The 26,851-nt window shown below is 62.3% G+C and carries 24 protein-coding genes and 2 pseudogenes; 19 read left to right on the top strand and 7 right to left on the bottom strand.

Annotated features, from left to right (window positions below; translation table 11 throughout):
- Positions 1–355: 355 nt before the first annotated feature.
- From Q319_RS0110010 to Q319_RS0109955, 12 genes and pseudogenes are all read left to right on the top strand, one after another.
- On the top strand, positions 356–1,639 hold the full coding sequence (locus Q319_RS0110010; protein WP_029482271.1) for a glycoside hydrolase family 125 protein: 1,284 nt from the start codon (positions 356–358) through the stop codon (positions 1,637–1,639).
- Positions 1,640–1,996: 357 nt separating this feature from the next.
- A complete protein-coding gene (locus tag Q319_RS0110005) occupies positions 1,997–3,385 on the top strand; it encodes a vWA domain-containing protein (protein ID WP_029482270.1) in 1,389 nt (462 codons plus the stop codon).
- A 4-nt stretch (positions 3,386–3,389) separates the two neighbouring features.
- Positions 3,390–4,985, top strand: coding sequence for a serine/threonine-protein kinase (locus tag Q319_RS0110000; protein ID WP_029482269.1), 1,596 nt, complete (start codon positions 3,390–3,392; stop codon positions 4,983–4,985).
- An 18-nt stretch (positions 4,986–5,003) separates the two neighbouring features.
- Positions 5,004–5,801, top strand: coding sequence for an FHA domain-containing protein (locus Q319_RS26190; protein ID WP_029482268.1), 798 nt, complete (start codon positions 5,004–5,006; stop codon positions 5,799–5,801).
- Position 5,802: 1 nt separating this feature from the next.
- Complete coding sequence (locus Q319_RS0109990) at positions 5,803–7,803, top strand: protein phosphatase 2C domain-containing protein (RefSeq protein ID WP_051655267.1); 2,001 nt, start codon at positions 5,803–5,805, stop codon at positions 7,801–7,803.
- A 375-nt stretch (positions 7,804–8,178) separates the two neighbouring features.
- Complete coding sequence (locus Q319_RS0109980; RefSeq protein WP_029482265.1) at positions 8,179–8,982, top strand: polyphosphate kinase 2 family protein; 804 nt, start codon at positions 8,179–8,181, stop codon at positions 8,980–8,982.
- 137 nt (positions 8,983–9,119) lie between these two features.
- Positions 9,120–9,878 (top strand): alpha/beta fold hydrolase, encoded by a 759-nt coding sequence (locus tag Q319_RS0109975; RefSeq protein WP_156039272.1) that lies wholly within the window; start codon positions 9,120–9,122, stop codon positions 9,876–9,878.
- A gap of 11 nt (positions 9,879–9,889) precedes the next feature.
- Positions 9,890–10,600, top strand: coding sequence for an IS6 family transposase (locus tag Q319_RS0109970; RefSeq protein ID WP_029482261.1), 711 nt, complete (start codon positions 9,890–9,892; stop codon positions 10,598–10,600).
- A gap of 118 nt (positions 10,601–10,718) precedes the next feature.
- Positions 10,719–10,871 (top strand): annotated as a pseudogene (locus tag Q319_RS29040) (type IIL restriction-modification enzyme MmeI); the annotation flags it as partial.
- A gap of 253 nt (positions 10,872–11,124) precedes the next feature.
- Positions 11,125–13,506 carry a class I SAM-dependent DNA methyltransferase gene (locus Q319_RS24415; protein WP_156039270.1) on the top strand — a complete coding sequence of 794 codons (2,382 nt, stop codon included), beginning with the start codon at positions 11,125–11,127 and terminating at the stop codon, positions 13,504–13,506.
- 180 nt (positions 13,507–13,686) lie between these two features.
- The gene (locus Q319_RS0109960; RefSeq protein ID WP_029482259.1) at positions 13,687–13,938 is read left to right on the top strand and encodes an AbrB/MazE/SpoVT family DNA-binding domain-containing protein; all 252 of its coding nucleotides are present in this window, start codon (positions 13,687–13,689) and stop codon (positions 13,936–13,938) included.
- Positions 13,935–14,333, top strand: coding sequence for a type II toxin-antitoxin system VapC family toxin (locus Q319_RS0109955; protein ID WP_029482257.1), 399 nt, complete (start codon positions 13,935–13,937; stop codon positions 14,331–14,333). Before Q319_RS0109960 ends, Q319_RS0109955 begins: the two co-directional genes overlap by 4 nt.
- Before the next feature lie 66 nt (positions 14,334–14,399).
- Here Q319_RS0109955 and Q319_RS0109950 read toward each other — a convergent pair whose 3' ends face one another.
- Complete coding sequence (locus tag Q319_RS0109950) at positions 14,400–14,702, bottom strand: type II toxin-antitoxin system Phd/YefM family antitoxin (protein ID WP_156039269.1); 303 nt, start codon at positions 14,700–14,702, stop codon at positions 14,400–14,402.
- Positions 14,703–14,792: 90 nt separating this feature from the next.
- On the opposite strand from Q319_RS0109950, the gene Q319_RS28640 reads away from it, so the two are divergent.
- The 5 genes from Q319_RS28640 (at position 14,793) to nikC (ending at position 19,334) form a co-directional block, all read left to right on the top strand.
- Entirely contained in the window at positions 14,793–15,296 is a 504-nt protein-coding gene (locus Q319_RS28640; RefSeq protein WP_245619101.1) for a PDDEXK family nuclease, read from the top strand.
- Positions 15,297–15,317: 21 nt separating this feature from the next.
- The gene (locus tag Q319_RS28635) at positions 15,318–15,575 is read left to right on the top strand and encodes a DUF2726 domain-containing protein (RefSeq protein ID WP_281173833.1); all 258 of its coding nucleotides are present in this window, start codon (positions 15,318–15,320) and stop codon (positions 15,573–15,575) included.
- A gap of 222 nt (positions 15,576–15,797) precedes the next feature.
- Positions 15,798–17,402 carry an ABC transporter substrate-binding protein gene (locus tag Q319_RS0109940; RefSeq protein ID WP_051655263.1) on the top strand — a complete coding sequence of 535 codons (1,605 nt, stop codon included), beginning with the start codon at positions 15,798–15,800 and terminating at the stop codon, positions 17,400–17,402.
- Between the two features lie 70 nt (positions 17,403–17,472).
- On the top strand, positions 17,473–18,477 hold the full coding sequence (locus Q319_RS0109935; protein WP_245619097.1) for an ABC transporter permease: 1,005 nt from the start codon (positions 17,473–17,475) through the stop codon (positions 18,475–18,477).
- Positions 18,474–19,334 (top strand): nickel transporter permease, encoded by an 861-nt coding sequence (gene nikC / locus Q319_RS0109930; protein WP_051655262.1) that lies wholly within the window; start codon positions 18,474–18,476, stop codon positions 19,332–19,334. Before Q319_RS0109935 ends, nikC begins: the two co-directional genes overlap by 4 nt.
- A 144-nt stretch (positions 19,335–19,478) precedes the next feature.
- Here the strand turns inward: nikC and Q319_RS0109925 are convergent, their stop codons facing one another.
- From Q319_RS0109925 to Q319_RS0109900, 6 genes are all read right to left on the bottom strand, one after another.
- On the bottom strand, positions 19,479–20,243 hold the full coding sequence (locus Q319_RS0109925; protein WP_051655261.1) for a peptidylprolyl isomerase: 765 nt from the start codon (positions 20,241–20,243) through the stop codon (positions 19,479–19,481).
- Between the two features lie 115 nt (positions 20,244–20,358).
- Positions 20,359–21,732: an FAD-binding domain-containing protein gene (locus tag Q319_RS26180; RefSeq protein WP_081845976.1), complete on the bottom strand. Its 1,374-nt coding sequence runs from the start codon at positions 21,730–21,732 to the stop codon at positions 20,359–20,361.
- Positions 21,733–21,899: 167 nt separating this feature from the next.
- On the bottom strand, positions 21,900–22,121 hold the full coding sequence (locus tag Q319_RS27020) for a hypothetical protein (protein WP_156039268.1): 222 nt from the start codon (positions 22,119–22,121) through the stop codon (positions 21,900–21,902).
- Between the two features lie 244 nt (positions 22,122–22,365).
- Entirely contained in the window at positions 22,366–22,581 is a 216-nt protein-coding gene (locus Q319_RS27015; protein WP_156039267.1) for a hypothetical protein, read from the bottom strand.
- Between the two features lie 158 nt (positions 22,582–22,739).
- Positions 22,740–23,885 carry a diaminopropionate ammonia-lyase gene (locus tag Q319_RS0109905; protein WP_029482242.1) on the bottom strand — a complete coding sequence of 382 codons (1,146 nt, stop codon included), beginning with the start codon at positions 23,883–23,885 and terminating at the stop codon, positions 22,740–22,742.
- Between the two features lie 37 nt (positions 23,886–23,922).
- Positions 23,923–25,005: a M20/M25/M40 family metallo-hydrolase gene (locus Q319_RS0109900; RefSeq protein ID WP_245619095.1), complete on the bottom strand. Its 1,083-nt coding sequence runs from the start codon at positions 25,003–25,005 to the stop codon at positions 23,923–23,925.
- A 96-nt stretch (positions 25,006–25,101) separates the two neighbouring features.
- Here Q319_RS0109900 and Q319_RS0109895 point away from each other — a divergent pair, with 96 nt between their 5' ends.
- On the top strand, positions 25,102–25,770 hold the full coding sequence (locus tag Q319_RS0109895; RefSeq protein WP_029482238.1) for a GntR family transcriptional regulator: 669 nt from the start codon (positions 25,102–25,104) through the stop codon (positions 25,768–25,770).
- Between the two features lie 879 nt (positions 25,771–26,649).
- A pseudogene (locus Q319_RS27005) lies at positions 26,650–26,851 on the top strand (IS4 family transposase); the annotation flags it as partial.

The raw sequence follows: 26,851 nt of genomic DNA, 5'->3' as shown, positions 1-26,851 counted from the left end.
AACGGTCTTTAGGCTTTACCAGGCGTTGGCAACTGAAAACGTTACATTGTGGACAGATCCAACTTAAGCGGCTGGGGTACGAATGTCAAGTGGAGATGAACAAATGCCGTTTACCAAAGCGTTCAGTGACGTGTCACATCAGGTTGCGTCAGCGTTGACCGCCCTCGTCCGCGCCGGACAATTTTTTCAGACGAACTGCTCCTGCATCGGTCCCCCTGATCTTCTTTAATACTGTCCATATGCCCACCCTCCAGATGGACCATCAGGTTTTTCCCTCTCGCCCTGCTTCTGGTTGCCAGGTGCCCGCCCAGGTTTCCCTGTTGTCTTTCATGGGGTTGTCCTCCAGGGGAAACAGATGAAAAGCGAAGCCGTCCGCGCCGTGGTACAGCAGGTGGCCCAGGCATTTGCTGACGAGCCGCTACTGGTTGACACCTTTGCCCGCTGTTATCCCAACACCCTTGAAACCGCTATTCAGTGGGAATCGGACGGCCTCCCCTTCGTGCTGACCGGCGACATCCCCGCCATGTGGCTGCGCGACGCTGCCGCGCAACTGTGGCCGTATCTGCCACTGTGCCGGGAGGACGCTGGGGTGCGGGCGCTCGTCGCCGGGGTGATCCGGGTGCAGGCCCGCCAACTGCTGACCGACCCCTACGCCAATGCCTTCAACGCCCTGCCCAGTGGGGCCGGGCATGCTGGAGACTTCCCAGAGCGCCACCCACTGGTCTGGGAACGCAAGTTTGAACTGGATTCTCTGTGTTACCCGCTGCGGCTGGCCTACGGCTACTGGCAACAGACCGCCGACCTTGAACCGTTCAGGGGCGACTTCCGGGCCGCCCTGCACCGCACCGTGCAGGTAATGCGGACCGAGCAGCGCCATGCCGAACTCAGCGCCTACGGGTTTCACCGCCCTGGCCCGGTGCCCATCACCGACAACTTGCCCAATCAGGGACGCGGCTATCCAGTGGCCGTGACGGGCATGGTCTGGAGCGCCTTCCGGCCCAGCGACGATGGCTGCGCGCTTAATTACCACATTCCGGGCAACATGATGGCGGTGGTGGAACTCGGTCACCTGGCCGAACTGGCGGGCATGCTGGATGAGCCGGAACTGGCCGTGGAAGCGCTGGCCCTGCGAGCTGAGATCCGGACTGGCATCGAGCGCTACGGCACCGTGGAGCATCCCGAATTTGGGCGCATGTACGCCTACGAGACTGATGGGCTGGGCCAGCACGTTCTGATGGACGATGCCAACGTGCCGAGCCTGCTGGCCGCACCGTACCTGGGCTATGTGGCCGCCGATGATCCCACGTACGTCAGTACCCGGCGCTTCGTCCTGAGCGCGGCCAATCCGTACTACGCGAGCGGGGCGTTCGCGCGAGGGGTGGGCAGTCCGCACACGCCGCCCGGCCACGTCTGGCCCATCGGTCTGGCGGTGGCAGGACTGACGGCGGAGACGGCAGCAGAGCGCCGGGAACTGCTGGACATGCTGCTCTGCACCACGGCAGGCACGGGCCTGATGCACGAGAGCTTTCACCCCGACGATCCGCAGATGTTCACGCGCGAGTGGTTCGGCTGGGCCAATGGGCTGTTTGCCGAGCTGGTGCTGCTGGAGATGCGCGACGCCGGAAAAACCATCATTTGAGCCGAGCGGCACTTGTCCAGCGGGCTCTGGGATATGCGCTGGTGACGTGACAAGCAGCCGACTTTAAGAGTGGCTTGAGGGGGCATGAATGCGCTTCTGCCAACTTGGTATCTCAGGGTCAGGTTCATCCGTCGTATGATTCGCCAACTCGCCGCTTTTGCTGCCCAGATCGCGGTCGCCGCGTGATCGTTAACTTTCCAGACAGTCTCTGAAACGCTTGATCTGGCCTGTGCATTTGCTGCGGGTCAAGTGGAGTCCACGCCAAACAGAACTCCCAACGAACAATGACGTTCTCAACGTTTGAACTTGCTTATCATGCACTGCCACAACGGGCAAAATCACGACAGGAGGCAATTCATGCTTGACGCCACAATGCGGCCCCACCGAGAATTTCTGCTGGCCCACACCGCAGGTCAGAAGTTGTTTGTGCTCCTCGGTCTCTTGCCAAATCAACAGGCCACGCAGGCGAGGCCCAATCTATCGGTGGTGTTCGTGGTTGATACGTCCGGCTCCATGCGCGAGGTTGTGACTGAGCCGACTGAACACACTGGGCAGACCACCATGGTCGATGGGCAGCGGTACGAGGTCGTGCGCGGCGGCAAAAATAAGTTGCAACTGGTCACCGAGGCGCTGCGCGGCATCATCACCTCGGATCTGATTGAGCCGCAAGACCGCCTGGCCCTGGTCAAGTTCGATGATCTGGCCGAAATCCTCGTTCCCTTCACTGACGCGAGCAACCGGGCCGCCCTGCTGGGGGCCACCGATCAACTGGACTGGTATTCGGGCGGGACCCAGATGGGCGCAGGCATGAAAGCGGGAGCAAAAGTCCTGGAAACCGAATCGGGCAGCCGCCGGATGGTCCTTCTCACCGATGGGCAGGCCTTTGACGCCGCCGTGGTGCAGGAGCAGGCGGGCGTCCTCGCTGGAATGCAGGTGTCCGTGACCACCATCGGCGTGGGCGACGACGTGAACACAGAGCTGCTCACCGAGATCACGGACCGCACGCAGGGCCAGCCCATCGACGTGGTCCCTGACACCCAAAACCCCCAGCCTCCTGCCGTGCGGGCGTCCGATCTGCCTGCCGCACTGCTCGGCGATCTCCAGCAGGCGGCCAACGAAGTGGTGACCAATGTGGCCCTGACCGTACGCGCCGTCAAAGACGTGGTCCTGGAGCGGGTGACCCGTGTGCAGCCCACCCAGACCGAAGTGACCAACACGGGTGGGCCACTGCTCCTCGGCAACGTGGAAGCCGGAGCAGGCGCGAGCTACATTCTGGAATTCACACTGCCCGAGCGCCCCACCGCCCGAATGCGGCTGGCCCAGATGGGCCTGACCTACGAGGTTCCCGGCGCGAATTACCGGGGCGAGTTGCCGCCGCTGGACGTGGTCGTGGAATTTACTGGTGACGAAACGATGGCGGCGCGGGTGGACGGGGACGTGATGCAGTGGGTTCAGCAGCGCAACATTGAAGGTCTGGTCGCACAGGCAAGTCGGGAAGCGCAGAGCAACCCTGAACAGGCGGCCAGGACCCTGGAGCAGGCCCGGAGCATGACCCAGCGCCTCGGGAACGGCGCAATGACCCAGGTGCTCGACCGGGCCATCGGTGAGCTGGGCAGCAGCAAGACCATCAGTCTCGGCACTGCCAAGACCATGCGGCTGGGCGCAAAAACACAGACCCTCAAAGCGGACAGCGGTGCAAGCGGGCTGCCCACCGATGAGGAAATTCGCAGGCTGACCGGAGCTTAGGACGGTGAACTGCCCCGTCTGCGGCGCTGCTGTTCAGTCCGGCGAAACGGTCTGCCGCACTTGCGGCGCGCCGCTGACCTCCTCAGGACTGGTGGCCTTGCCCGTTGGCACCGCCCTGGTGGACGGTCAGTACACCCTGAGCCGGGTGCTGGGACAGGGTGGCTTCGGGATTACCTATGCCGGGCAAGACACCCGGCTGGGCCTCAAAGTCGCCATCAAAGAGCTGTTCCTGGACGGGTCTTCGCGGCGCAGCAAAACGGTGGTTGCACCGGGTAACATCAGCAGCGTCCAGTATCAGGCCACCAAGACAGGCTTCCTGGACGAGGCAAAAGTGCTGGCCAGCTTTAACGATCCCGGCATCGTGAAAGTCATGAACTATTTCGAGGAGAACAGCACCGCTTACCTGGTGATGGAATTCCTGGAGGGCAGCACCCTGGGCGGTTTGATCGAAAAACGCGGCCCCATGCCCCCGGGCGTGGTGTTCGAGGTGGCCCGTTCAGTAGCGAAAACGCTCGAGCTGATTCATCAGCGTGGGCTGCTGCACCGCGACATCAAGCCCGACAACATCTTTTTCAATCAGACCGGACGCATCGTGCTGATCGACTTTGGTTCGGTGCGGGCCTTCGTCACGGGCAAAACGCTGAGCCATACCCGGCTGGTCACGCCCGGTTACGCGCCGCTGGAGCAGTACGGGAATTCGGGGCGATTCGGACCCTACACCGATATTTACGCGCTGGGAGCCACGTTGTTGCATGCCCTGACCGGGCAGATGCCGCCACCTGCCACAGACCTGATGCTGGGTACGCCTTTACCGCCGATGCCTGAGGCAACCTTGCCGGGACTGCGCCGCGCCGTGACTCAGGCGATGGCGCTGCGCGTGGAAGACCGTCCGCAGAGCGCGCAAGCGCTGCTGGCGATCCTGGCAATGCCGACTTCAACGCCAAGGACTGCTGCACCCTCTTCACCCGTTCCCCCCATACCTGTGCCTAGACCTTCCACGCCCCGGTCGCCAGTCCCTCAGCCGCCACCATCCCGGCCCACTGCACCCAGGCCGGGACCCGTTCCGGTGCCGCCCGTGGTGATTCCACCGAAATCTGCGCCCAGAGCCGCGCCTCCGTCGCCCACCCCCCTTCCCTCGGCACCTGCGCCCACCCCCGTTCCAGCGCCGCCCCGGGCCATGCCGAAACCTGTTCCCACGCCGCCTGTTCCACCTTCCGCGCCCACGGCTGCTCCGCCTGCGCCCCCCCCGAACTTACCCGCTCCCAAATCTCCCGCTCCGGTGACGCGCATCGTCTTCATCGTATGGAGCAGTGTGCTGGGTGCGGGGGTTGCCGCCTGGTCACTGGGGGAATACGTGGCTGCGCCGATTCAGACCACCGAATACGTCCTGGCCGCCGCAGCGGGGGCAGGAGCAGGCGCGCTTGCAGGGGGGCTGTTGTGGTTTGCCCTGCCGCTGGCTCTTCCTGTGGGGGCGGGGGCGGCGGCGTATCTCTACACCCAGGGGGCTGGCTTTCACTGGCCCACCGTCGTCAGCGCCAGTGTGGCGTCGGCCGTTCTCGCCATCATCTTTCTGATCCTCATTCGCCGTATCTCTCTCTAATTCCCCGGAGGAACCACCATGACCATTCTTTGCCCCGTCTGCGGCACCGTCAATCTCGAAGGCACCACCTACTGTGAAGGGTGCGGCGTGGAGTTGTCCGCCGCCACTGTACCCACCTCCACCGCGACGCCTGAAACCTTCGTTCAAGAGGCCCTGCCCGAAGAAGCGCTTCCTGAAGAAATTTTGTCCCAGGGAGCCTCCACCACAAGTGAAGATGGAGCTGTTTCTGAGGTGGTTGACGCAACGTCGCAAGTTGTAGCCACCCCGTCCAACGCAGAGTCGGGCGCCGAGACGGCCCCATCAACGGAGTCTGAAGTTGAAGAAGCCGCGCCTGGAGCAGAGTTACCCGTTGAAACCGCGTCTGAAGGGCCTGCGCCTGAAGTCCCCAACCCCGAGGAGTCCTTCCCCATCTCTGGGGCCTCTGCCACAGGCCCCGACACGCCTGTGGCCGAAGCGTCCCCGGACGCCCCCACTGGAGAAGCCAAACTCGGCATCAAGAAATTTGGTGCGCCGACTGGCGAATTTATTCCGCTGCAAGGGGAGCGTCTGGTTGTGGGGCGCTTCGACGCCTCCAGCGGCCCCGTGGACATCGACTTGAGCGGCCTGGGTGGGCAGGAGCATATCTCGCGCCGCCACGCCGAGCTGTACCGAGAACAAGGCCGGTGGACCGTGCGTGACCTTGGGTCCACCAACGGCGTGTATATCAAGCACAAAGGCGAAACGGGATTCTCGCCGCGCCTGCAAGAACCGACTCCGCTGACTGACGGCGACGAATTGGCCTTCGGCAACCTGATGCTGATTTTCCACCAGAGTTGACATGACCCAGCCTGATGATGCGCCACACGATCTGGCCGCCGCCGAGCAGGTTCGGCAGCCTGAAACCCAGCCGCCCGAACCGCTTGTTGCACTGCTGCCGCCCATAGAGTCGGCACTGCCGCTTGAAACGAAAACGCTGGATGATCTCACTGACAAGCAGCACGCGGACGATCTGCTGGATGTGGACTACGCCTTTCCCTCTCCACCGGATATAGGCGGTGTGGACAGCGCGGCGTTCGAGGCCACCACTAGCGAAGTTCTGGAAAGCCCAGACGCTGGGGAGGGTCCAGTTGATATCCCGGACGCTGATGATTCAGACAGCGCAGCCGGGTTGGAAAATCCTCTCGGTGAAGATGGGCCAGCGGCTCCAGAGAGTTCAACCCCTTCAAACAGCTCAGTGTCTTTAGACCGCGATGTGGGTACAGCACCTGTATCCACCACAGACAGCCTGATTGACGAAGCACAATCAGCCGTTACAGAACCGCTCAGTGGGCTGGAACGTGGGTTCGAAGTCGCGCCTACAGATGGTCTCTCGGACCGTTCCAGCTTTGTGACTGGTGAGCTGGAAGAAGAAACCTACGCGCCAACCGTCGCCCTGCAAGGTCCGCAGGCAGGTGAGGTGGTCAGCGGCTATCAGCTCAATCAGGACCTGGGACGTGGCTGGTTTAGCGCCAACGCCTTGGGCGCTGGTCCCAGCGTAGATGTCTATGTGCGCCCCCAGCCGCTGTGGGCAGAGTTGCGTCCCCACAGGCTACTGCCCAGGGTCACCCAGGTGGGCGATCTGTGGGTGCTGGCCCCCACCGAGGGGACGCCCCTGACACTGCCGCTTGATTCCGCCACAGCGCGGGCGTACCTGACTGACCTGGCCCGTTTGCTCTTTGCGCTGGAAAAACAGGGTTACGCCGTCATTGACCTTGATCCGCTCAGCGTTCAATTAACCCGCGAGGGAGTGAAATTGAGGCTGCCGCCGCAAGTGGCCCGGCTGGGCGAAGCGGCTCAACCCACTTTGCGCGACAACTTTACGCCGCCTGAGGTCCAGGAGGGGCAACTCGCAGACGCAAAAAGCGGGGTGTATTTGCTGGGAGCACTGTTTTTCCAGTGGCTGACTGGGCGTCCCCTGCCCACCGACGGGCCGTCGTCCATTGTGCTGGCGGGCGTCAATGCTTCGGGCGTGCCGCAACTCCTGAGTGGGATGCTGGCTCCCTTGCCGCAGCGCCTGACGCCCACTGAATTGCTGGCCGCCCTCAGGGCGGCGTCAGCCAGACTGCCGGTCTATCAACTGGCAGCGGCCACCGACATCGGCCTGAACCCCGAACGGCCCACCAACGAGGATGCTTACGGGTTCGTGTGGCATCAGACCGGGCAACACGGCGGCGGAGCAGTGACGTTGCGGGCCGTCGTCTCCGACGGGATGGGCGGCATGGCGGCAGGTGAAGTGGCCAGTCAGGCAGCAGTCCGCGCTTTTCTGGGTTCAGAGGCACCCACGTTGGAAGCCCAGGTCTGGGAAGCCAATGCTGCGGTCCTGGCAGATATGCAAGGCCGCGACGGAGGCTGTACGCTCACCGGGATAGAAATCTGCGGGACGCAGTTGCAACTGGGGCATGTAGGAGATACCCGTGCGTACCTGGCTCAGGGCGGCGCAGTGCAGCAGCTCAGCAAAGATCATTCTTATGTGGCGGCCATGGTTGCTAGCGGTCAGATGACGCCGGAAGAAGCCCAGGTCAGCCCGGAACGCAACAAGGTGCTGCGTTCACTGGGCAGTTTGCGGGCCGCACAGGACAATTATGTTCAGGTTTTTCCAGAGCCGCTGGAGGTGCCTGTGGGCAGCCGTGTCCTCTTGATTTCAGATGGGGTGTGGGGTGAGGTGCTGCCAGATGTGCTGCACGATCTTTTGCTCCACGAACCTTCGCTCCAAGGGGTGGTAGACCGACTGATCGAACTGAGTCTGGCGTCGGGCGCACCAGACAATGCGACGGCCCTGGTCATTGAACGTGTGAGGTGACCAGAAGTGCTGATTTGGTGAGACGGGGTTTTCAATCTAAGTGGACTTGCAACGCTGCGTCGTAGAGCGAAGAAGAGATACGGACTCAGCCTAAAAAATGACTGGAGCCCCCTTCTCAGCTTCTCTGGTTCAGGAACGCAATGAGGAGACCCCTGGACCTGAACTGTTCCCCAAGGATCAAGCCAAAACCTTGTGCTGTACCGATTTTCATGACCTCTGAACCGTCAATCCCTTTCAAGAGCGCCCTGATCATCGACAACCCTGAGAGCGGCCAGGGAGGGAGCGGTATCGAGGGCGTCATCCGGCTCCCTATCCCGCCGTTTCGTGAACTTTTCCGCTAGGAGGCTGGACCAGTGCTGGTGTTACCCTGCGCCGATGAAGATTGAGGCCTATCAGGTTCGTGAAGGGAAGAAGTTAAGTCTCAAGGACCACACCACCGACGGAACCAAGGGCGTCAGCAAGGAGGAAGTCAAAGTCCGCAGACCTCAACTGAAGCTTCAGTTGGTCAAGCTTCAGGAACGGCTGTATGCCGAAGAACAGCAGAGTCTGCTCGTCGTGTTGCAGACCCGGGACGCTGGCGGCAAGGACGGAACCATCAAGCACGTGTTCACTGGCCTGAACCCACAGGGCGTCAACGTGACCGCGTTCAAAGAACCCACTCCTCTGGAGCTGAGCCATGACTTTCTCTGGCGGGTTCACGCGCATACGCCAGCGGCTGGAATGATCGGGGTCTTTAACCGTTCGTACTATGAAGATGTGCTGGTCACACGGGTCCACGGTGAAGTGGACAAACAGGAGATCCAACGCCGGTACGACGAGATTCGTGCCTTTGAGGTCTCCCTGCAAAACCGTGGCACCCGGATTCTGAAATTCCACCTGAGCATCAGCAAGGACGAGCAAAAGCGCCGCTTCCAGGACCGGCTGGACAAGCCAAGAAAGCAGTGGAAGTTCAGTGAAAATGACCTGAGTGAGCGTGCCCTGTGGGACGACTACACCAAGGCCTACGAGGACACGCTCAGCGCCACCAGTACGCCTACGGCCCCCTGGTACATGATTCCCGCCGACCACAAGTGGTTCAGAAATGACCTGATCACGCAGATCCTGCTGGAGACCCTGAACGACATGAACCCGCAGTTTCCTGAGATAGATTTCGATCCCACGAAAATCGTGATCGAATGAAGGGTTCAGAAGCTGCTGGGTGGAGTCTTCTCGCTTGAAAAAATCTTCGCGTGCAGGATTTTTGGATACAGGAAGCCCTGCTTCCAGCTCTTGGGTCCAGAAGCTCATTCCGCTTGAAGCCGGGCAAGGGCCGCTGCGTGGCTAAGCGCACTCAGGCAGAACCAAGGGGCCAGGCGGTGTACTGCGAGGTGCGCGGTCTGCGCACCCACGCCCGGGTGTACGGGCGCGGTCACCCGATCACGGCAGTGATCGTTCCAGGACTGGGCTGCGCTTCATGGATGTACCTCCGGCTGGCCCACCTGCTGGCCCAGCATTACACCGTCTGGCTTTATGACCCGCCAGGCCAGGGTCTCTCTCAGGGGCGCTGGAACGATGCGGTCAGCGTGGCGCAGTTGACCGATCACCTGGCCCTGTGGTTGGAGACGCAGCAGATCAGCCGTCCGGTCCTCGTGGGTCACTCGCTCGGAGGAGAAGTGGTCCTTCAGCTTGCCGGGCGTTATCCCCAGCTCACCGGACCATTGATCGCGGTGGCACCGACGGGTCTTCCCGAGAATCCCAGCCTACCCAGGCAAGTGTGGCGGTTGCTGCGGGACATCCCCCGGGAACGACTGGGCTTCTGGCCGCTTTGCCTGAGTGCGTACGTCCGGACCGGGATCTGGCGCTTCTATCAGCTTGCCCGCTCGATTGAACACCGGAGCGCGCTCCCGGATCTGGCGCTTGTCCCACGCCCGGTGCTGTTACTCGGCGGTGCTCGCGATCCGGTGGTGCGTGTGAGTGCGTTGCGCCAGGTGAGTAGGCATTGGCCCCATATTCAGGTGGTGGAGTTGGCCGCCGCTCCGCACGGCATGACAGACGCCGATGCTGAGGGTTGTGTTGCCTTAACCGAGGTGGGATAGGCTGACCGTCCGTGACCGACGCCAAGCCCTACCGCCACCGTTTCCCGATGACCATAATCCAGCATGCAATTTGGCTCTATCACCGCTTTCCGCTGAGCTACCGGGACGTTCAGGAATTACTCCACCAGCGCGGCATCCAAGTCAGCCACGAGACCCTCCGCGAATGGTGTATGAAATTTGGCTCGTTGTTTGCTGAGGCGTTGCGTCACCGGGAACCCCGCCGGGGTTCCCGGTGGTACTTGGATGAGGTCTGCACGACGGTGGATGGTGTCCGCCATTGGTTGTGGCGCGCGGTGGACGAGCACGGTTTCGTGCTCGATGTTCTCCTTCAGCGCCACCGCAACACCGAGGCCGCGAAGACCTTCCTGACCAGACTGCTCGGTGAATACGACGTTCCAGAGGTCATTCACACCGATCAGCTCTGGAGTTATGGAGCCGCGATCCGAGAGATCCCGAGCCTGGCTGACGTCAACCACCAGGAGGTGATCTCCACGGCCCGCTGCAACAACGTTATTGAGCAGGAACATCGCTTCACACGACGACAGGAGCGGAGTCAGCAGGGGTTCAGACGACGGAAACGCGCTCAAGTATTCCTGAGTTTGCACGCCCGGATCACCAATCTCCACCATCATTCCCGCACCAGTGTTTGCGCCGCAGTGAGAAGAAGCAATCAGAAACAAGCGTTCCAGACGTGGTTCACCGTCGCGGCAGGGGTGGCCTGAAGTTCAGGCCACCCCTGCCCTCTGTCTGCCGTGGGTCAAGTTAAGGCAACACAACCGCCGGGAGAGTAACGAGAAGGGCAAACCCACCTTTAACGCCGGGCAGATCAGCGCCTTTCTGATGCGGATGATCTTCACTATGTTCGCCGAGGACATGGACCTGATCCCCAGGGGCAAATTCACTCAGGGCCTGCGCTCGTTGCGGGACGCCGAGGGCGGTCCCGATCTGGCCGGATTCGTGCCGCTGATCGGGGAACTGTGGGGCCACATGGCCAGGGGCGGCTACAGCACCTTCCTGCGGGCCAACATCCTGCATTTCAACGGCGGACTCTTTGAGAGTGTGGAGGTACTGCCCGTCAATGCCCAGCAACTGCAACTGCTAATCGAGGCCGCCGAGTGCAACTGGAGTCAGGTGGAACCCAGCATCTTCGGGACGCTGGTGGAGCGGGCGCTGAACCCCGCCGAGCGCCACCGCCTGGGCGCGCACTACACGCCGCGCGCCTATGTAGAACGGCTGGTAGCGCGTGGTGATCGAGCCGCTGCGCCAGGACTGGGGCGGCGTGCTGGTGGCCGTGGAAAAGGATCTGAGCGAGGTCACCGCCGAGAGCAGCGCCGAGAAACAGGGCAAAGCGCGGCAGAAAGCTGTGGCCCAGGTGGAGGCGTTTCTGGCCGATTTGCGCGGGCTGCGGGTGCTGGACCCGGCCTGCGGCACGGGGAATTTTCTCTACGTCAGCATGGAGCTGATCAAGGGGCTGGAGGCCGAGGTCCTGGATTACCTGACGGGCCTGGGCGGGCAAGCGCCTCTGCTGGAGGTCAGCCCCGAGAACTTCCTGGGCCTAGAGTTGAACCCGCGCGCCGCCAGCGTGGCCAGTCTGGTGCTGTGGATCGGCTACCTCCAGATCTACGCCCGTGGAAAACACGCGCGGCCTGCGCCCCCCGAACCCGTGCTGAAGGCGTTCAAGAACATCCGACAGACCGACGCCGTGCTGAAGTACCGGAAAACGGAGGTGAACCCAGAGGCCACCCGCTGGGACGGCGTGAGCCGGGTGAAAAATCAGACTGGGCAAATGGTGCCAGACCCCGACGCCCGCGTGCCAGACGTGCAGTACCTCTCGCCCACCGCGCCCTCCTGGCCCATCGCGGACTTCATCGTGGGCAACCCGCCCTTTATCGGCGCTGGCCCCATGCGCGAGACATTGGGCGACGGCTACGTCAAGGCGCTGCGAACGGTCTACAAGATCGGCAAACACCACCCCGGCGTGCCGGACAGCGCCGATTTCGTGATGTACTGGTGGTTCAAGGCCGCACAACTGATGGACGCCAGCACCCTACGCCGCTTCGGGTTCGTGACCACCAACAGCATCAAACAGACCTTCAACCGCCGCGTGATCGAGGCCGCGCTGGACAGCCCCACCCGGCCCCTGAGCCTGCTGTACGCCGTGCCGGACCATCCGTGGGTGGACGAGGCCGATGGCGCGGCGGTCCGCATTGCCATGACGGTGGTGGGCCGGGGCGTGCGTGAGGGCGTGATCGAGCGCGTGGTGAAGGAAACGGCGGGTGAGAACGGGGAGTACGAGGTGGAGATGGAGGAAGGGAGGGGGCTGATTCACCCGGACTTGACGGTGGGGGCAGACGTGACGGCGGCAGGTGCGTTAGAAGCAATGCGCGACCTGAGCAATCCCGGTGTGAAGCTGCATGGAAACGGCTTTATCGTGCCTCGCCAGTCCAAACCTGATCCGAAGACAGGACTCAGGGGGACCGACGCCGCCGATCTGGGATTGGGCCGCATACCGGGTCTGGAGAAGCATATACGCCAGTACCGCAACGGGCGCGATCTGAACCAGACCTCGCGTGGCGTGATGGTCATTGATCTGTTCGGTTTGACTGAAAATGATGTGCGGACAAGGTTCCCAGAGGTCTATCAATATCTCAAAGAGTCGGTCAAGCCTGAAAGGGACGCGAAGGCACAGTCCGTAGATGGGGCAGGATACGCGAAGCTCTGGTGGCTGTTCGGCAAGCCTCGCCCAGAGTTGCGGAAGGCCCTTAACGGTTTAACGCGCTACATCGCCACCGTGGAAACCAGCAAGCACCGCACCTTTCAATTTCTGGACGCGGCCATCCTGCCGGACAACATGATCGTGGCCGTCGCACACGACGACGCCTACGTGCTGGGCGTGCTGAGCAGCCGCATTCATGTGGTTTGGGCATTGGCTCAGGGCGGTACGTTGGAAGATCGCCCGCGCTACAACAAGACACGCTGCTTTGAGACCTTCCCCTTTCCCGCCGCCACGCCTGCCCAGCAGGGGGCCATCCGCGAGAAAGCCGAGGAACTGGACGCCCACCGCAAACAGCGCCTGAACCTACACCCAGACCTGACCCTGACGGGCCTCTACAACGTGCTGGAAAAGTTGCGCGCAGGCGAGGCGCTGACCGACGCCGAGCGCGATGTGAACACGCGCGGTCTGGTGAAAACCCTGAAAGACCTGCATGACGAGCTGGATACGCTGGTGGCCGATGCTTACGGCTGGTCCGCTGACCTGGGTGCGCTGGAGCTGCTGGAAAAGCTGGCCGCCCTGAACGCCCGGCGCGCCGCCGAGGAGCGCCAGGACATCGTGCAGTACCTGCGCCCCGAGTACCAGAATCCAGACCGCTCTGTACAGGGACTGCTGGTGGAGGCCGTGGAGACCAGCGCTGCCGCAACTCGGCTCCCAGCCTTTCCCAAGAAGACCAGGGAACAGTCCCAGGTGGTGCGCCAGTTGCTCAAAGACAGCGCTCGCCCACTGACGCCAGGGCAGATCGCTGGGAGCTTCACGGGCGTGGGCGAGAGTCGCATCGAAGATATTCTGGGCTTGATGGAAGGGGTTGGCCAGGTGCGCGAGGTGCCGGAAGTCGGGGGCTATGTGGCATAGATTAAGGGCACCATCTGCGATTCACTGGCACGGGCATTGCGGACCATCAATGCGCCTTGACGGCGCGGCCCTTCGCTGAAGATGATTTTCGACTATACCTGTGCTTGACGGGGATAGCGATACTCTTCGACTTACTTTTAAATAAGTAAGGCAAGTATATAGTGTAAGGCAGGAGGCTCTATGCGGCACACCACCTTGAGTAGCAAAGGGCAAGTCACCATTCCCGCCGAAATCCGCACCGCTCTGGATCTCCAAGCCGGGGATCGACTGCGACTGGAGGTCAATGCAGACGGCTTCACCGCCGTGGTGGAACGCGCGCCGAAAGTCTCGGAGGTGCGGGGACGGTTCCGGCATGCGGCCCGCCCCGGCACCACCCGCGCCCAAGAGCGGGATGCGTTTGAGGGAGCGGTGGCCGGGAAACACACGCCTTGAAGGTACTGACCGACGCCAACGTGATCCTGCGCTTTTTGCTCGATGACCACCCGCAACACTCCCCCCGCGCCGCCGCCGTGTTTGAACGGGCCGCCGCCGGGGAGATCCGGTTGCTGATCCCGGCGGCCATTCTCGCAGAGTGCGTCTACACCCTGAAGTCGTTTTACAAGCTGGACCGGGCCGCCCTGGCGGCAGGCCTGCTGGACGTGCTGGCACTCCCTGGTGTCGAGGCGCTGGAAGGCCGGGTGCTGGGCGAGGCCCTGCGGGTGTTCGGGGCCAGGAATGTCGATTTTGCCGACGCCTACCTGCATGCCCTGAGCCTGAGTCTGTCCTTTCCAGTGGTGACCTTTGACCGTGACCTGAGCAAATTGGGCACAGAGGTGTTGAAGAGCTAAAGGCGGGGACGGGCGGCAGAGGGCAACTCCCGTTGCGCCTCCGAGAGGCGCAGTCCTTGATCGGTTTTAACGGGGCCTCTGGTCCTCGGTGGCCAGGCGCTCGATTTCGTCAGCCAGGGCGTCCGGGGTCAGACCGTTTTGAGTCGCCAACTCGGTCATCAGGCGCTGAACATTCTCGGCCAACTGGTACACCTGGCCCTTGTCGCTCCCCTGACCGCCGTGCAGCGGCACGTACATGCCCACGGGACGCCCGTACTTCTCGATCATGACGGCCTCGCCCGCACCGACAATGGCGCTGGCCTGGTCCTTGAGTTCCTTGATCCCAACGTTCCGCATGGCATTACCTCTGGCTAGAATGGTAGCCACCATTCTAGCCTCCTTCAAGCTATGGGCTTACGTTGTGGTGATGATCAAGTCTTGAAATAACCGTGTCAGACGCTAGCGGGCAAGCTGATGGGGATGAATCTAGGAGAGTGGATCGCCCTGGTCTTTGCCCTGCTTGTCGCTGGCGGTTCGGTGTACGGGCTGGCCATGTTTGTCCGCTGGTTTCAGCGCGTCAGCAAACTGCCTCTGGGCATTCGCCCACCGCACCACACCGCCCCCACTCCGCCACGCCCAGTGGACGATCTGGACCGCGAGGTCTTCGCTAGGGTCCGGGCACAGCAGGCGTCATCTCCCCGGCCAACCCCTGCTGCAGTACGTCAGGCAGATACACAGGGCAGAGGAGTGTCCACCTGGGCAAAGGCACAGAAACAGACAGCCACCACTCGCCTGCATCAGCCCACACCCCCTGTCCGCTCAGAGATCCCCGATCACCTGCCCATCAAGGTCAAGGGCTACTTCTTCAGCCGCAGCGAGCAGGCGTTCTTCCGGGTGCTGGAAGAGGCGCTGCCGCCGGGCTACCGCGTGTTTCCCAACGTGCGCCTGAACGATCTGTTCCTGATCACGGCGGCCCCACACTAGCGGCAGGGGACCTACACCCGGCTGCGGGACAAGCATGTGGATTTCCTGGTGGTGTCGCTGCCGGACCACCGCCCAGCCTTTGCCAGCGAACTGGACGGCGCGAGCCACGACAACGCCACCCAACAGTACCGGGACGCGGTGAAGGACACCGCCTTCCGCAGCGCCGGACTGCCCTTGCTGCGGCTGCGGACCGAGGAACGACACACCCAGCAGAGCCTGGAGGTGGCTCTGAAGCGCCACGTCTGGAGCGTGCAGACCGCTCGGCAGACGGTGGCATGAATTTGAAACGGTAATCCGTCAAGGCTGGTGCCACGACTGCCTCGACACGGCATCGCTTGCCTGACCCTCAGTGCTGACCTCATGGCTAGCAGATAAGGAGTATGTTGATGCCAACCACTTCACGTTCAGTTCAGCCACCGATTTCTCTCTGGAAACTGGTTTAGGAAGCGTGGCCTAGACGCTGTTCCGTACAACTCGACCGTGTTTCAAATGGAGAACCTTATGTCCCAGCAGACTGCGTCCGCTCAGAAAATTCATAGCTTCTCTCGGGGTCTCGCGCTGGCGCTCTCCCTGGGCCTGTCCCTGGCCAGCGCCCAGAACGCACGGCAAAGCACCCTGGTCATCGGCGGAGACTTTTCCGATCTGATCACCCTCGATCCTGGCGTGTCCTACGAGTTCAGTGGCTCTCTGGTGGCGGGCAACCTGTACGACACACTGGTCATTTATGAGGGCAACGATCTCAAGACCCTGAAGCCCCGCCTGGCATCGAGTTGGACGGTCACGCCCACGGCTACTGGCTCGCGGATCACCTTCAAGCTGCGCGACGCCAAATTCAGCACCGGGCGTCCTGTCACCGCCGCCGACGTGATTTACTCCCTGACCCGCGTCATCGCGTTGAAAACGCCGTCCAGCTTCCTCCTGACCGACGTGGCGAACATCACTGCCAAGTCACTGAGCGCGCCCGACGCCAAGACGGTGGTCATGGACATTCCCAAGACCGCCAACCCAAATATCGTACTGGCGCTGCTGACTTTCAACGTGGCGGGCGTGGTAGATGCAACCGAGGCCAAAGCGCATGAGGTCAAGGGGGATTTTGGCACGGCCTGGCTCAAGGACCATTCGGCAGGCAGCGGGCCATTCGTGCTCAACCGCTGGGACCGCAGCGCGCAGGTGGCGCTGGATGTCAACCCCAATGCCTTTCGCAAGTCGCCCAACATCAAGCGCGTAATCCTGCGCTACATGACCGAGTCCGCCGCGCAGCAAAGCTCTCTGAATTCCGGCGAGATCGACGTGGCCTGGAATTACACGCCTGACGCCTTCAAGGCCGCGCAGAGCAACCCTAAATTCAAGGCGCTTAAGACTGACACCTTCATGCTGTCGTACCTGGGCATGAATTCAGCAAAGGGCATGCCCTTTGAAGACGCCCGCGTGCGCGAGGCGGTCCGGTACGCCGTCGATCAGGACGGCATAATCGATAGCCTGCTTCAGGGCCTGGGCCGCAAGACGCAGACCATCGTCCCGATTGGCCTGACTGGATCGGACCCCAAGATCTACTACCCCAGCAACATCGCCAAGGCCAAGGAATTGATGAAAGCGGCAGGCAAGGCGGACGGCTTCAGTGTGGACTTCCTGGTGAGTACTGGCTCGTGCTCAGGCGGGGTGCCGTGCCAGGATCTAGCCGCCAAGATTCAGGCGGACCTTGCCAAGATCGGCATCAAGGCCAACATCAAGCAGATGGTCAACTCCGAGCTGTACACCACCTACCGCGCCCAGAAAGCTCCGCTGATCCAGGCAGACTGGAGTCCCGATTATCCCGACGCCGACGGCAACGGCACCCCGCTGAGCGATTACGCTGCCAAATCGCTGGCCTGGCGCAACGGTTGGAACAACCCGCAGGCCAGCAAACTCGCGCAGACGGCGGCCATCGAGACCAACGCGGCCAAACGACTGGCACAGTACGGGCAACTCACGGCGCTGCTCGCCAAGGATGGCCCCTTCGCCATCCTGTATCAGCCCTACAAACCCGTGGTGATTCAGGCAGGTGTCTCCGGCTTCAGCCGCAATGCCAACGGCGACGTGCAGTTCGAGAAAATCAGCAAGAAGTAGCCCATCAACTGCGGGAGGCGGCGCGCGAAAGGGTGGCGTGCCGCCCCTCCCCATTCAGGAGGCTCCATTGTTGACCTACATTCTGCGCCGACTCGCCCTGATGGTTCTGGTGCTGTGGGGCGTGACGCTGGGCGCATTCCTGATCTCGCACGCGCTGCCCTCCGATCCAGCGGCGGCGGCGATGGGCAACAACGCCCGCGAAGAACAACTGGCCGACTTCCGCGAGCGCAATGGCTTGAACAAACCGCTGGCGACGCAGTACGTGATCTACATGGGCCAGTTGCTGCGCGGCGACATGGGAACCTCACTGCGAACCCAGAACGGAATCGTCAATGATCTGCGCGCTTTCTTCCCAGCGACACTGGAACTGACACTGGTGGCCGTCGTTTTTGCAGTGCTGATCGGTCTGCCGCTGGGGGTGATCGCCGCTTTGTATCAGGGGCGGCCACCCGACCTGCTGGCGCGGACCTTCGCGCTGCTGGGGGGAGCGACTCCGGTGTACTGGCTGGCCATTCTGGCCCTGACGCTGTTCCATGAACGCCTGGGCTGGCTCCCGGGACCAGGCCGCCTGGACGTCTACAGCCTGGCTCCGCCCACCCACACTGGCCTGGTCCTGATCGACAGCCTGCTGGCCCGCGATCCGGCAGTGTTCTGGGACGGACTGCGGCACCTGATCCTGCCCGCACTGGTGCTGGGGGCGTACTCGGCTGCGCTCCTCACCCGCATGACCCGCAGCGCGCTGCTGGAGGTGCTGTCTCAGGACTACATCCGCACGGCACGCTCCAAGGGACTCACCCCAGCACGGGTGATTGGCAAGCACGCAGTTCGCAACGCTGCTTTGCCTGTCCTGACGGTGCTGGGCAGCCTGTTCGGCAGCCTACTGACAGGCGCAGTTCTCACTGAAACGATCTTTTCATGGCCGGGCATCGGCGGCTACGCCACCACCTCCGCCATCAGTCTGGACTTTCCGGCAGTCATGGGCGTCACGCTGATCGCGGGACTGGCGTACTCGGTGGTCAACCTGCTGGTGGATCTGGCCTACGGCTTCTTCGACCCCCGGATCAGCTTCTCGTGACGGCTGCCCTCGTTGCAGAGAGGGGCACGGGCAGCGCGGTCTGGCGGCGTTTCCGGCGCAACAGTGGAGCCATGATCGGGCTGATGCTGCTGGTCTTGCTGGTGCTGTTGGCCGTGCTGGGACCGCTGCTGGTGGGGAGTCCCAGCACGCAGGATCTGGCCGTGCGACTGGCCCCGCCGTCTGCGGCACACCTGCTGGGGACCGACCAACTGGGCCGCGACGTACTGACGCGGGTTCTCAGCGGCGCGCGCATCTCGCTGGGCATCGGCGTCAGCGTCATGCTGGCCTCACTGCTGGTGGGTTCGGCAGCGGGCCTGATTGCCGGACTGCTGGGCGGCTGGTGGGACGAGGTGATCATGCGCGTCACCGATATCTTTCTGGCTTTTCCAGGCCTAATCCTGGCCATGGCCATCTCGGCGGCACTGGGGCCAAGCCTGACCAACGTCATGATCGCCGTGGCGGTGGTGTCGTGGCCCACCTACGCCCGCCTGATCCGTGCCCAGGTGCTGGCGCTGCGTGAGCGCGAGTTTGTGGAGGCGGCCCGCGCGCTGGGCAGTTCACAAAGTCGGGTGGCCTTCCGGCATCTGCTGCCCAATTCACTGGCCCCGCTGCTGGTGCAGGGCAGTTTCGACGTGGGCAACGCTATTCTGACCGCCGCAGGACTGGGATTCATCGGCTTCGGCGCACAACCACCCACGCCGGAGTGGGGCGCAATGGTCTCTGAAACCCGCAATTACATCGCGCAGGCCCCGTGGGCTTCCAGCGCCCCGGCGCTCGCCATCCTGGTGACGGTCCTGGCCTTTAATCTGCTCGGCGACGGCCTGCGCGACGTCTTCGATCCCAGAAAGGGGGTGTGAAGTTCGGAGACCCGGGAAAAGTTACTGGGTGACGGCGTATTGATGCTGAATCTCAGTGCTTCCTCAGATGGAAGGTCTCAATCGGAACGGCGTTTGGTGTCCTGAACGCAATTGATCTGCACTCGCGGCATGAGCCCAGCAGTCTTATTTCAACCGCGTGGGCACCTGGATGTCGCAGATGCTGAAATCTGCTCCCTTCTCTCGCCGCACCCGATCCACCAGTTGCGCGAAAGCTGGACCCTGCGTGTCCATCATCTCGACGACAGGCCGCTCGCCTTCCGGCAGATCGGCAGCCACCTGAACGCGCTGCATGATGTCCGGGTTCGTGGGGGGTTCCCCAGCGATCACTGAGGTCACCACCTCACGCCCGATGACTGCGTTGCCCCACGCGGTGTACTGCAGGCCCAGCCGGAATGAAGACGCCCCACGCATAAAGAAGATCTCGCTGTTGGCGCTGTCCTGGGCCTCGCCCCGGCCCATCCCCGCCGTGCCGGGGCAGTACGCGCCCCACGCCTGAAAGTCCGGTACGTTGCGCCGCCGGGTTTCGGCATCCGATACGGTCAAGATCGGCATGGTCCCCAGGAAACCGGCATTGCCGTCGCTGGTCTGGGTGACCTGTCGCCAGACTGTTTTGGCAGGCAACCTGGCTGAGAACTCGGGTTCGAGATTCGGATAGGTGGACGTTCCCCCATCTTTGTTGTCGGGATTGCCTGTCTGGACGACAAAGAGATCAATGACCCGGTGGAACTGCAGGCCGTCGTACACCTTCTCGCGGGCCAGGAGCTTGATGCGCTCGACGGCCTTGGGGGCCAGGTCCGGGCGCATTTCGACAATCATGCGTCCTTTGGTGGTGTCGAACACCAACAGGTTCTGCGGATCGATGGGCACCCAGCGGGCCTGAGTCTGCATGGACTGCATTGGAGCACACGACGCGAGCAGGACCGGACCCAGCCACCACGCAGCTTTTTTCATGACCCAGTATTGGGGTTAGGGGAAGGCCCGTCAATGCGACGTTGAGCTGGCTTTACTTCTCACCCTTGGCCGACTTGGCTTTCTTTGCGCGGGGCCGCTTGGGTTTAGGCGGCGCGGGGTCTTTCCCGAAGGCGCTGGCACTGATCTGCCGCCAGTAGTCGCCGTGGACGCGTAGGTCCAGTGGCGTCAGGCTCTCCCCAAACACAGGTTCTGCCCACAGTTGTACCGTCAAGCCCGCCGCCTCCAGTGCTGTGACGATGGCCCCAAAACGCGGGCTGGGACTGGGTGTGGTGGCCACGGTGTCGGCCCCGTGCGCTTGGGCGAAGCGGATCACCTCGGCGGCCACATCACCACGCAGAACGTGGACAGGCAGAGCCTCGACGCATTCGTGAATAAAGGTCTGGCGTTTGGCGCTGATGGTCCAATCCTCCAGGAGTTGATCGTCCCAGACGAACACGGCAGGTCCCTCGGGGTAGGCGGCCAGCGCCTCATTTGTCGGCGAGAGGCGATCACCATGCACCCACACCACCGCACCAGAGATGGTCTTGGGGGTGGGCGGCGGCTCCCAGGGAACGGCCTTTAACCTCGCAGGGTCCAGTTGACCGCTCTCACTGGGGGCAGCTTCTTTACCCTCGAACAGCCGCTCTGAAAGAGCGGCGTAGGTGGCATCAAAGGGACAGCCCGCGTCTGCCAGGGGACAGGCGGCGCAGTAACGGTCCCCGGCGTATTTGATGAGGTTCCCCCGGTTCCACAGGTACGGGTACGAACGCCAGGTGCTGGCGACCCACTGCCAGCCCAGATTGTTTGACGACGGATCGCCGTCTAGGAGGTGGGTGATGAACCACGACGCCCCGCCCTGCCACCACACCCGGCGGTGGTGAACGACGTAACTGGCCAACCACATCCGGATGTGGTTGTGCAGGTAGCCCGTCTCGCGCAGATCCTGGGACCAGCTATCGATGCAAACCGCCCCGGTCGTGCCGTTCGCGATATCAACGGGAAACTCACGGCTGTAATCAGAGGCAGGTAGCCCCGTCTTGTACGGCTCGAAATCCTGCCAGATCAGGTCACCCACCTCGGCGTAGACGCGCACGGAGTAGTCCCGCCAGCTCAACTCGTTGACGTATTTCCACACGCGGCTTGGGGCGGTGTCCGGCGCGTGAGTCAGGGCGGCGTCCCGAACCTCGGCCAGGGTCAGGACGCCGTGGCGCAGGTAGGGTGAGAGGCGGCTGACATGGCCGTCCAATTGGGAGCGGTCTCGTCCATAGGTCACCGGGTCAATGACAGCCAATGCCTGGAGTGCTGCGTCCCGCCCGCCACGCGCGAATCCCTGGTGCTGTGGATCACGGGCGAAGACGTCCGGGAACAGCTTGGCGGGCGGCACATCCCGCAGGCTGGTGGGCAGGGAGGCAGGCGACTTGGGCATCTCCTGAAGTGTGTCATCCCGCGAAGGTACCCACGGTGTCCCGAAGCGCAGCTTGGTCTCTTCTCACGGCTCCACTCGGAGTGGAGATCCGGCGGCGACATTTTTGTACGCCAAGAAAGATGAAGACGTTCTGGCTGTCGACGGGAAGACTGTCAGCCATGACAGTGTCAGCGAATAATGTTCATGGCCCGGTTGTACATTGCGCCCTGCGCCTTCTCCTGGCTCTGGATGCGGTAATGCACTTCCTCTGCCCCCAGCTTATGGCCCGAGACGTCCACGAAGTGGAGGTCACCTTCATGCCGGAGGTCAAGGAGGTGTTCGACCAGCCGGATGAAATCTGCTGAAGTGTCCGGGGTGTTGAGCAGTCGCTTAAAGGTGCTGAACGACAACTGACACCCATCCCCTTCCCCCTTCGTCCTGCCTTGGTATTGGGGGTAGACCACGCGATGACAGGCCGGACAGGGCATGGAAAGCCCGATCTGCTGTTCATAGATGAGCCACTCTGCCTGACAGTTCCGGCACATCATGATCACGTCTGGCTGGTCCCGGTCGAGCGGCTGGAAAGGCATCACCTCACCGTACCAGGTGGTCTGTCCCCAGGCGTTGCATCTTGCGTCACGGTGATGGGATCACTCAGACCGCCCGAGGCCGTTTTCCCACCCGTGTCGGCGCGATCTGCCGCAACGCGTCCAGCAACCCGCAGTTTCTTAGCCCGTTCACTACCAGCGGGGCAGGGCAGCTTTGCTTGTGGTTGCCGATCTGCTCGTCCTGTCTGATGTCGTGCAGCACGCGGGCCATCAGGTGCGCCACATCGTCACTCCAGTCCTGACCCTGATCGTGAGCACGCAACGTTTGCCAGATCAGCCAGTACCAGAAACGCAGATTCTGCGCGTTGTAGCCTCAATCGCCCGAAAACCCCCGTTAAGGCCGCAAGCGTGATCTGGCAAGTTCGCAGAATGCCTCATGTGCGAAATGCTGAGAGCCTTGATTCTCTCGCCTCCAGTCACTCAGCTCCCTACCTGAACAATGCGGTCATACGCGCCGGGATCGGTGGCCCCCTCAGTAGAGATCACGAGAACGCTACTGCCGGAATGAACCCCCAGTGCCTGCCGGGTAACATGATCATCGCCGAACAGTTCGAGCAGGCCCCCAGCCCCGGCAGCCCCGCTCTCGCCTGAAACCACGCCGTCCTGGGCCAGCAAACGCATCGCCTGTTTCGCCCGCCCGTCAGAAATGGCAACAGACGCACTCAGGCCACCCTGGAGCAGCGGCCAGGCCAGCGGCGAAGTCTGGCCGCAGTTCAGGCCCGCCATGATCGAGACGTGTGGCCCAGGCACTTCAGTCAGGTGGCCCGCCTGAAGCGACCTCAGCACGCAGGCCGCCCTCAGCGGTTCCACTCCGACCACCTGCGCCTGACGCTGCGGACTGCGGTAGTGCTGGACAACGGCGGCGGCCAGCGAACCCACGCCCATCTGCGCCGCAACCAGGTCCGGTTGCGCGGCGTTCTGGGCCGTCAGTTGCGTCTCAACTTCCTCAAAAATGGTGCTGTAGCCGTCGATGACCCAGCCAGGAACGCGAGTATAACCGTCCCAGGCGGTGTCGCTGATCACGATGTGGGCGCGGTCGGCGAGCTGGGCGGCAGCCGCCACAGCCTCGTCGTAAGTGCCGGAGATAACTTGCACCGCTGCCCCTTCCTGACGGATCGCGTCGATGCGCGCGGCCACCATATCCTGCGGCACCAGAATCCGGGCGTTCAGATTCAGCCAGCGGGCCATGCGCGCAACGGCCCGTCCGTGGTTGCCGTCGGTGGCGGCCACCAGCGTGATCGGTCCGTGGCCCGCGAGCTGCGCGGCCAGTTCATCCAGCGTCCTCCACGGCGCAAATGGGCCGTAACGGGTCTCCAACTCACGAAAGGTGGCCCAGGAAGCCCCCAGAATCTTGTAGGCGGGCAGGCCCAGGCGGGAGGATTCGTCCTTGACCCAGGCGATCTGGACCCCCAGTGTGGCGGCCAGGGCGGGAGCGCGCACCAGTGGGGTTGGCGCGTAGCTAGGCAGGGAGCGGTGGAATGCCAGCAGTCCGGGCATGTCCTTTGGTGCAAAGGTTTCCACAGAAGGATTCAGGTACAGGGGGCTGATTTCAAACTGCTGGGTCATGATGGCTCCGGAGGTAACAGCAGGGGCGAAAGGCGGATCAGGCGCAGAAAGCGGTCAGGGTGGCCGTCAGAACCTCACGGCACTGCTGCACAGACGCGAGATCCACCCATTCTTCGGCGGCGTGTGCGCCCGCGCCGTGCGGCCCGAAGACCACGGTGGGAATACCTGCCCCGGCCAGCAGCGCCGAGTCCATCCAGAAGCTCAGGCCAATCTGCGCGGGGGGCTGTCCCAGAACCTGCTTTGCCTGCTGCAAAATGGTCTGCACGATGGGGGCGTCAGCGGACACTCCAAACGCATCACGCACCATCAGAACGCGCTGCTCAGCTTGAAAATTGCTGTCGTGGCGCAGGGGTGAGAACAGCGCCTGCCACTCGGCCTCGATGTCTGCCAGGGTTTCGCCCGGCAGGGTGCGGCGCTCGACGTGCAGGGTGCAGCGCTCCGGGTAGCTCGACAGTTCCTGACCACCCTGGATCAGCGAGGCATGCACTGAGGCCTGGCCCAGCAGCGGGTGGCCCGGTCTGGATTCCAGGTTGCGTTGCAGGGCTTCCAGACCGCCCAGCACCCGGCCCATCTGCACGATGGCGTCGTTGCCGAGGTCTGGCCGTGACCCGTGTGCGGCCCGTCCATGGGTGGTGACCTCGTGCCAGGTAAAGCCCTTGTGCGCCACGCACAGGTGCAGGCTGGTGGGTTCGGTGACGATGGCGGCGTCGGCACGGACCTGCCTCAGCACGGACTGCATACCCAGGCTGGCATGTTCCTCGTCGGCCACAGCGGTCAGAATAACGTCGCCCCGCAGCTTGGCCCGGCTGGCATCAAGCAGCGCCAGTAGACAGGCGGCCAGACCACCCTTCATGTCATAGCTGCCCCGGCCAGACATTGTGCCTTCCCGGATGACTGGTTCCAGGGGGGTTGCCATGTTGTCAGTGCCGACAGTGTCGAGATGGGCGTTGAGGAGCAGTGAGCGTCCACCCCCACTGCCGGGCACACGGGCAATCACGCTGAGGCGTCCGGGCGCAGCCTCATCCAGCTTTGCTTCGATCCCACGCTCGTGCAACCAGGAGAGGACAAATTGCGCCAGTTCAGCCTCGCCTGCCGCGCCCGGCACCAGGGAGGGATTCACTGAGTCGATCCGAATAAGTTGGGCCAGGAGCTCAGCCACAGATTCCGTCATAACTGATATATTACATATTACTCGGCGGAGTTGGTAGCATCTGGTATGCCCCTTCCAGATGCGCCCCTCAGACCGATCCGGCGACTCGCCCGTGAGGACGTGTATGACCAGCTCAGCCGCTGGATTATCGAGGGGGTGTTGCAGCCCGCCGAGCCGCTCCGCGATCAGGACATCGCCGAGCGCATGGGCGTGAGCCGCACGCCAGTTCGGGAGGCGCTGCGCCGTCTGGAAGACGAGGGTCTGGTGGAAACGGCTCTGAACCGCTGGACGCGCATCTCGCCCCTGGACCCCGCCCGTGCCGCCGAGCTGTATCCAGTCATTGAGGTCCTGGAAACGCTGGCGCTGCATCTGGCACTGCCCCACCTTGGCCCAGAAGCATTTGAAACGCTTGGAGCCATCAATGGGCGGCTGGGGCAGGCGCTCCTGGCGGGCGATGCCCGCTCAGCCGTACAGGCCGATACCGACTTCCATGCCGTCTGGATCACCCGGGCTGACAATACCGAGCTGCAGGGAACGCTGCATACACTGAAACGCAAATTGCAACGGATCGAACTGGCGTATTTCGATCATCAGGCCTCAGCGCAGGCGTCAATCCACGAACATGCCGCTTTGGTTGAGGCGTTGCAGGCAGGCCAGATGGCTGCGGCAGAATCGGCGCTGAGGCAAAACTGGCAAGGGAGTCTCCAGCGGCTTGGAGTCCAAATGAGGAGCTAATTCGAATGGTGGAATAGCTTGGGCAGGAAGGCTTCGTCGATAGCGTACGTGTAAGGGGCAATGTGAGATCCGGCAAGTGTTTGCCTGAGCAGAACTCGGGCCAAGGACCACTGCAACAGCGACATCACTCTGCTGGTGGCGATCATCGCCACCTGGAACACGGTGTATCTGGGGCAGGCGGTATCTGTGTTGAGAGCAGAAGGAATGGACATCCCAGACGAACTAGGGGTGGTTTAAGGAAGCTGCTACAAAACGCAAAGTGGAAATTCTGCCCTCTCAGCCATATTTCCTCTGTGAAAAAGATTTTTCCGAGAGTACCGATAACGCAAACGGCATTCGCACTTTGGGAGGAGGTAGATTTCTACCCCTTCCCCACGCCAGTTTTGGAAGCGGAAGGCTATCGGAAGTGCCGCCACTGTCTAGAAGCGGTACTTTTCTCCCCACTGCCTGTGAAATCGCTTCACTTTGCGCTTGGTGACAGCCTCCTTAGATTCCCCCCAAACGGGGTGAGCTGAGACTTCCTCCAGAAACCTGCGCTAAGGGCAAAACCTTGTGTCTATTAATGATCCGGCGAATCACTCAAAACTATATTGAAGGCGTGCTGGACAGGTTTCCCGAGAGATTCAGCTCCAATCATCGAATGCCCGACTGGAGTCAATCGGCGCGGAGAAAGGTTCAGTTGAATCTTTCGGGAACTACTCTCCCAGCCGCAAGAATCCAGATTGCTCATGTCCTTAGCGCAGGTCTCGGTTCCAAGTCTTGCGTCGCCCTAAGCCCTAGTCATCAATGGTTCGGACAGTTTTGACGAAAAGTAGGGGTGGCCCAAAAAACGGGTCTCCGGTAGGGTGAGGTTCTCAAGCCCACACCCAAGGAGACCCAATGACTATTTTACCTGTGCTGCTCACCCTGCTCAATCTCCCCGCTGCCCAACAGCGTTTTTTCCTCCACCTGATGCCGGTGTGGCAGGCCATTCCTGGCCGAATCAATGCCCTGAATCTCAGCCGTTACAGCGGACTCCACGAACGTACCTTCCGCCGATGGTTTCAAAAGGCCCTCCCGTGGAATACGCTCCAATGGAGCG

This window comes from Deinococcus marmoris DSM 12784 (assembly GCF_000701405.1).
Classification (GTDB): Bacteria; Deinococcota; Deinococci; order Deinococcales; family Deinococcaceae; genus Deinococcus; species Deinococcus marmoris.
Note: the sequence above shows the minus strand (reverse complement) of the source record. Positions and strands in the feature narration are given on the sequence as shown.

Excerpts from the sequence above, each read along its gene's own strand:
- Q319_RS0109980 (WP_029482265.1), top strand. The coding sequence starts at position 8,179 with ATGAAGATTGAGGCCTATCAGGTTCGTGAAGGGAAGAAGTTAAGTCTC.
- Q319_RS0110005 (WP_029482270.1), top strand. The coding sequence starts at position 1,997 with ATGCTTGACGCCACAATGCGGCCCCACCGAGAATTTCTGCTGGCCCAC.
- Q319_RS26190 (WP_029482268.1), top strand. The coding sequence starts at position 5,004 with ATGACCATTCTTTGCCCCGTCTGCGGCACCGTCAATCTCGAAGGCACC.
- Q319_RS0109990 (WP_051655267.1), top strand. The coding sequence starts at position 5,803 with ATGACCCAGCCTGATGATGCGCCACACGATCTGGCCGCCGCCGAGCAG.
- Q319_RS0109895 (WP_029482238.1), top strand. The coding sequence starts at position 25,102 with ATGCCCCTTCCAGATGCGCCCCTCAGACCGATCCGGCGACTCGCCCGT.
- Q319_RS0109950 (WP_156039269.1), bottom strand. The coding sequence starts at position 14,702 with ATGGTGGCTACCATTCTAGCCAGAGGTAATGCCATGCGGAACGTTGGG.
- Q319_RS0109960 (WP_029482259.1), top strand. The coding sequence starts at position 13,687 with ATGCGGCACACCACCTTGAGTAGCAAAGGGCAAGTCACCATTCCCGCC.
- Q319_RS26180 (WP_081845976.1), bottom strand. The coding sequence starts at position 21,732 with ATGCCCAAGTCGCCTGCCTCCCTGCCCACCAGCCTGCGGGATGTGCCG.
- Q319_RS0109905 (WP_029482242.1), bottom strand. The coding sequence starts at position 23,885 with ATGACCCAGCAGTTTGAAATCAGCCCCCTGTACCTGAATCCTTCTGTG.
- Q319_RS0109925 (WP_051655261.1), bottom strand. The coding sequence starts at position 20,243 with ATGCAGACTCAGGCCCGCTGGGTGCCCATCGATCCGCAGAACCTGTTG.
- Q319_RS28640 (WP_245619101.1), top strand. The coding sequence starts at position 14,793 with ATGAATCTAGGAGAGTGGATCGCCCTGGTCTTTGCCCTGCTTGTCGCT.
- Q319_RS0109940 (WP_051655263.1), top strand. The coding sequence starts at position 15,798 with ATGTCCCAGCAGACTGCGTCCGCTCAGAAAATTCATAGCTTCTCTCGG.
- Q319_RS0110010 (WP_029482271.1), top strand. The coding sequence starts at position 356 with ATGAAAAGCGAAGCCGTCCGCGCCGTGGTACAGCAGGTGGCCCAGGCA.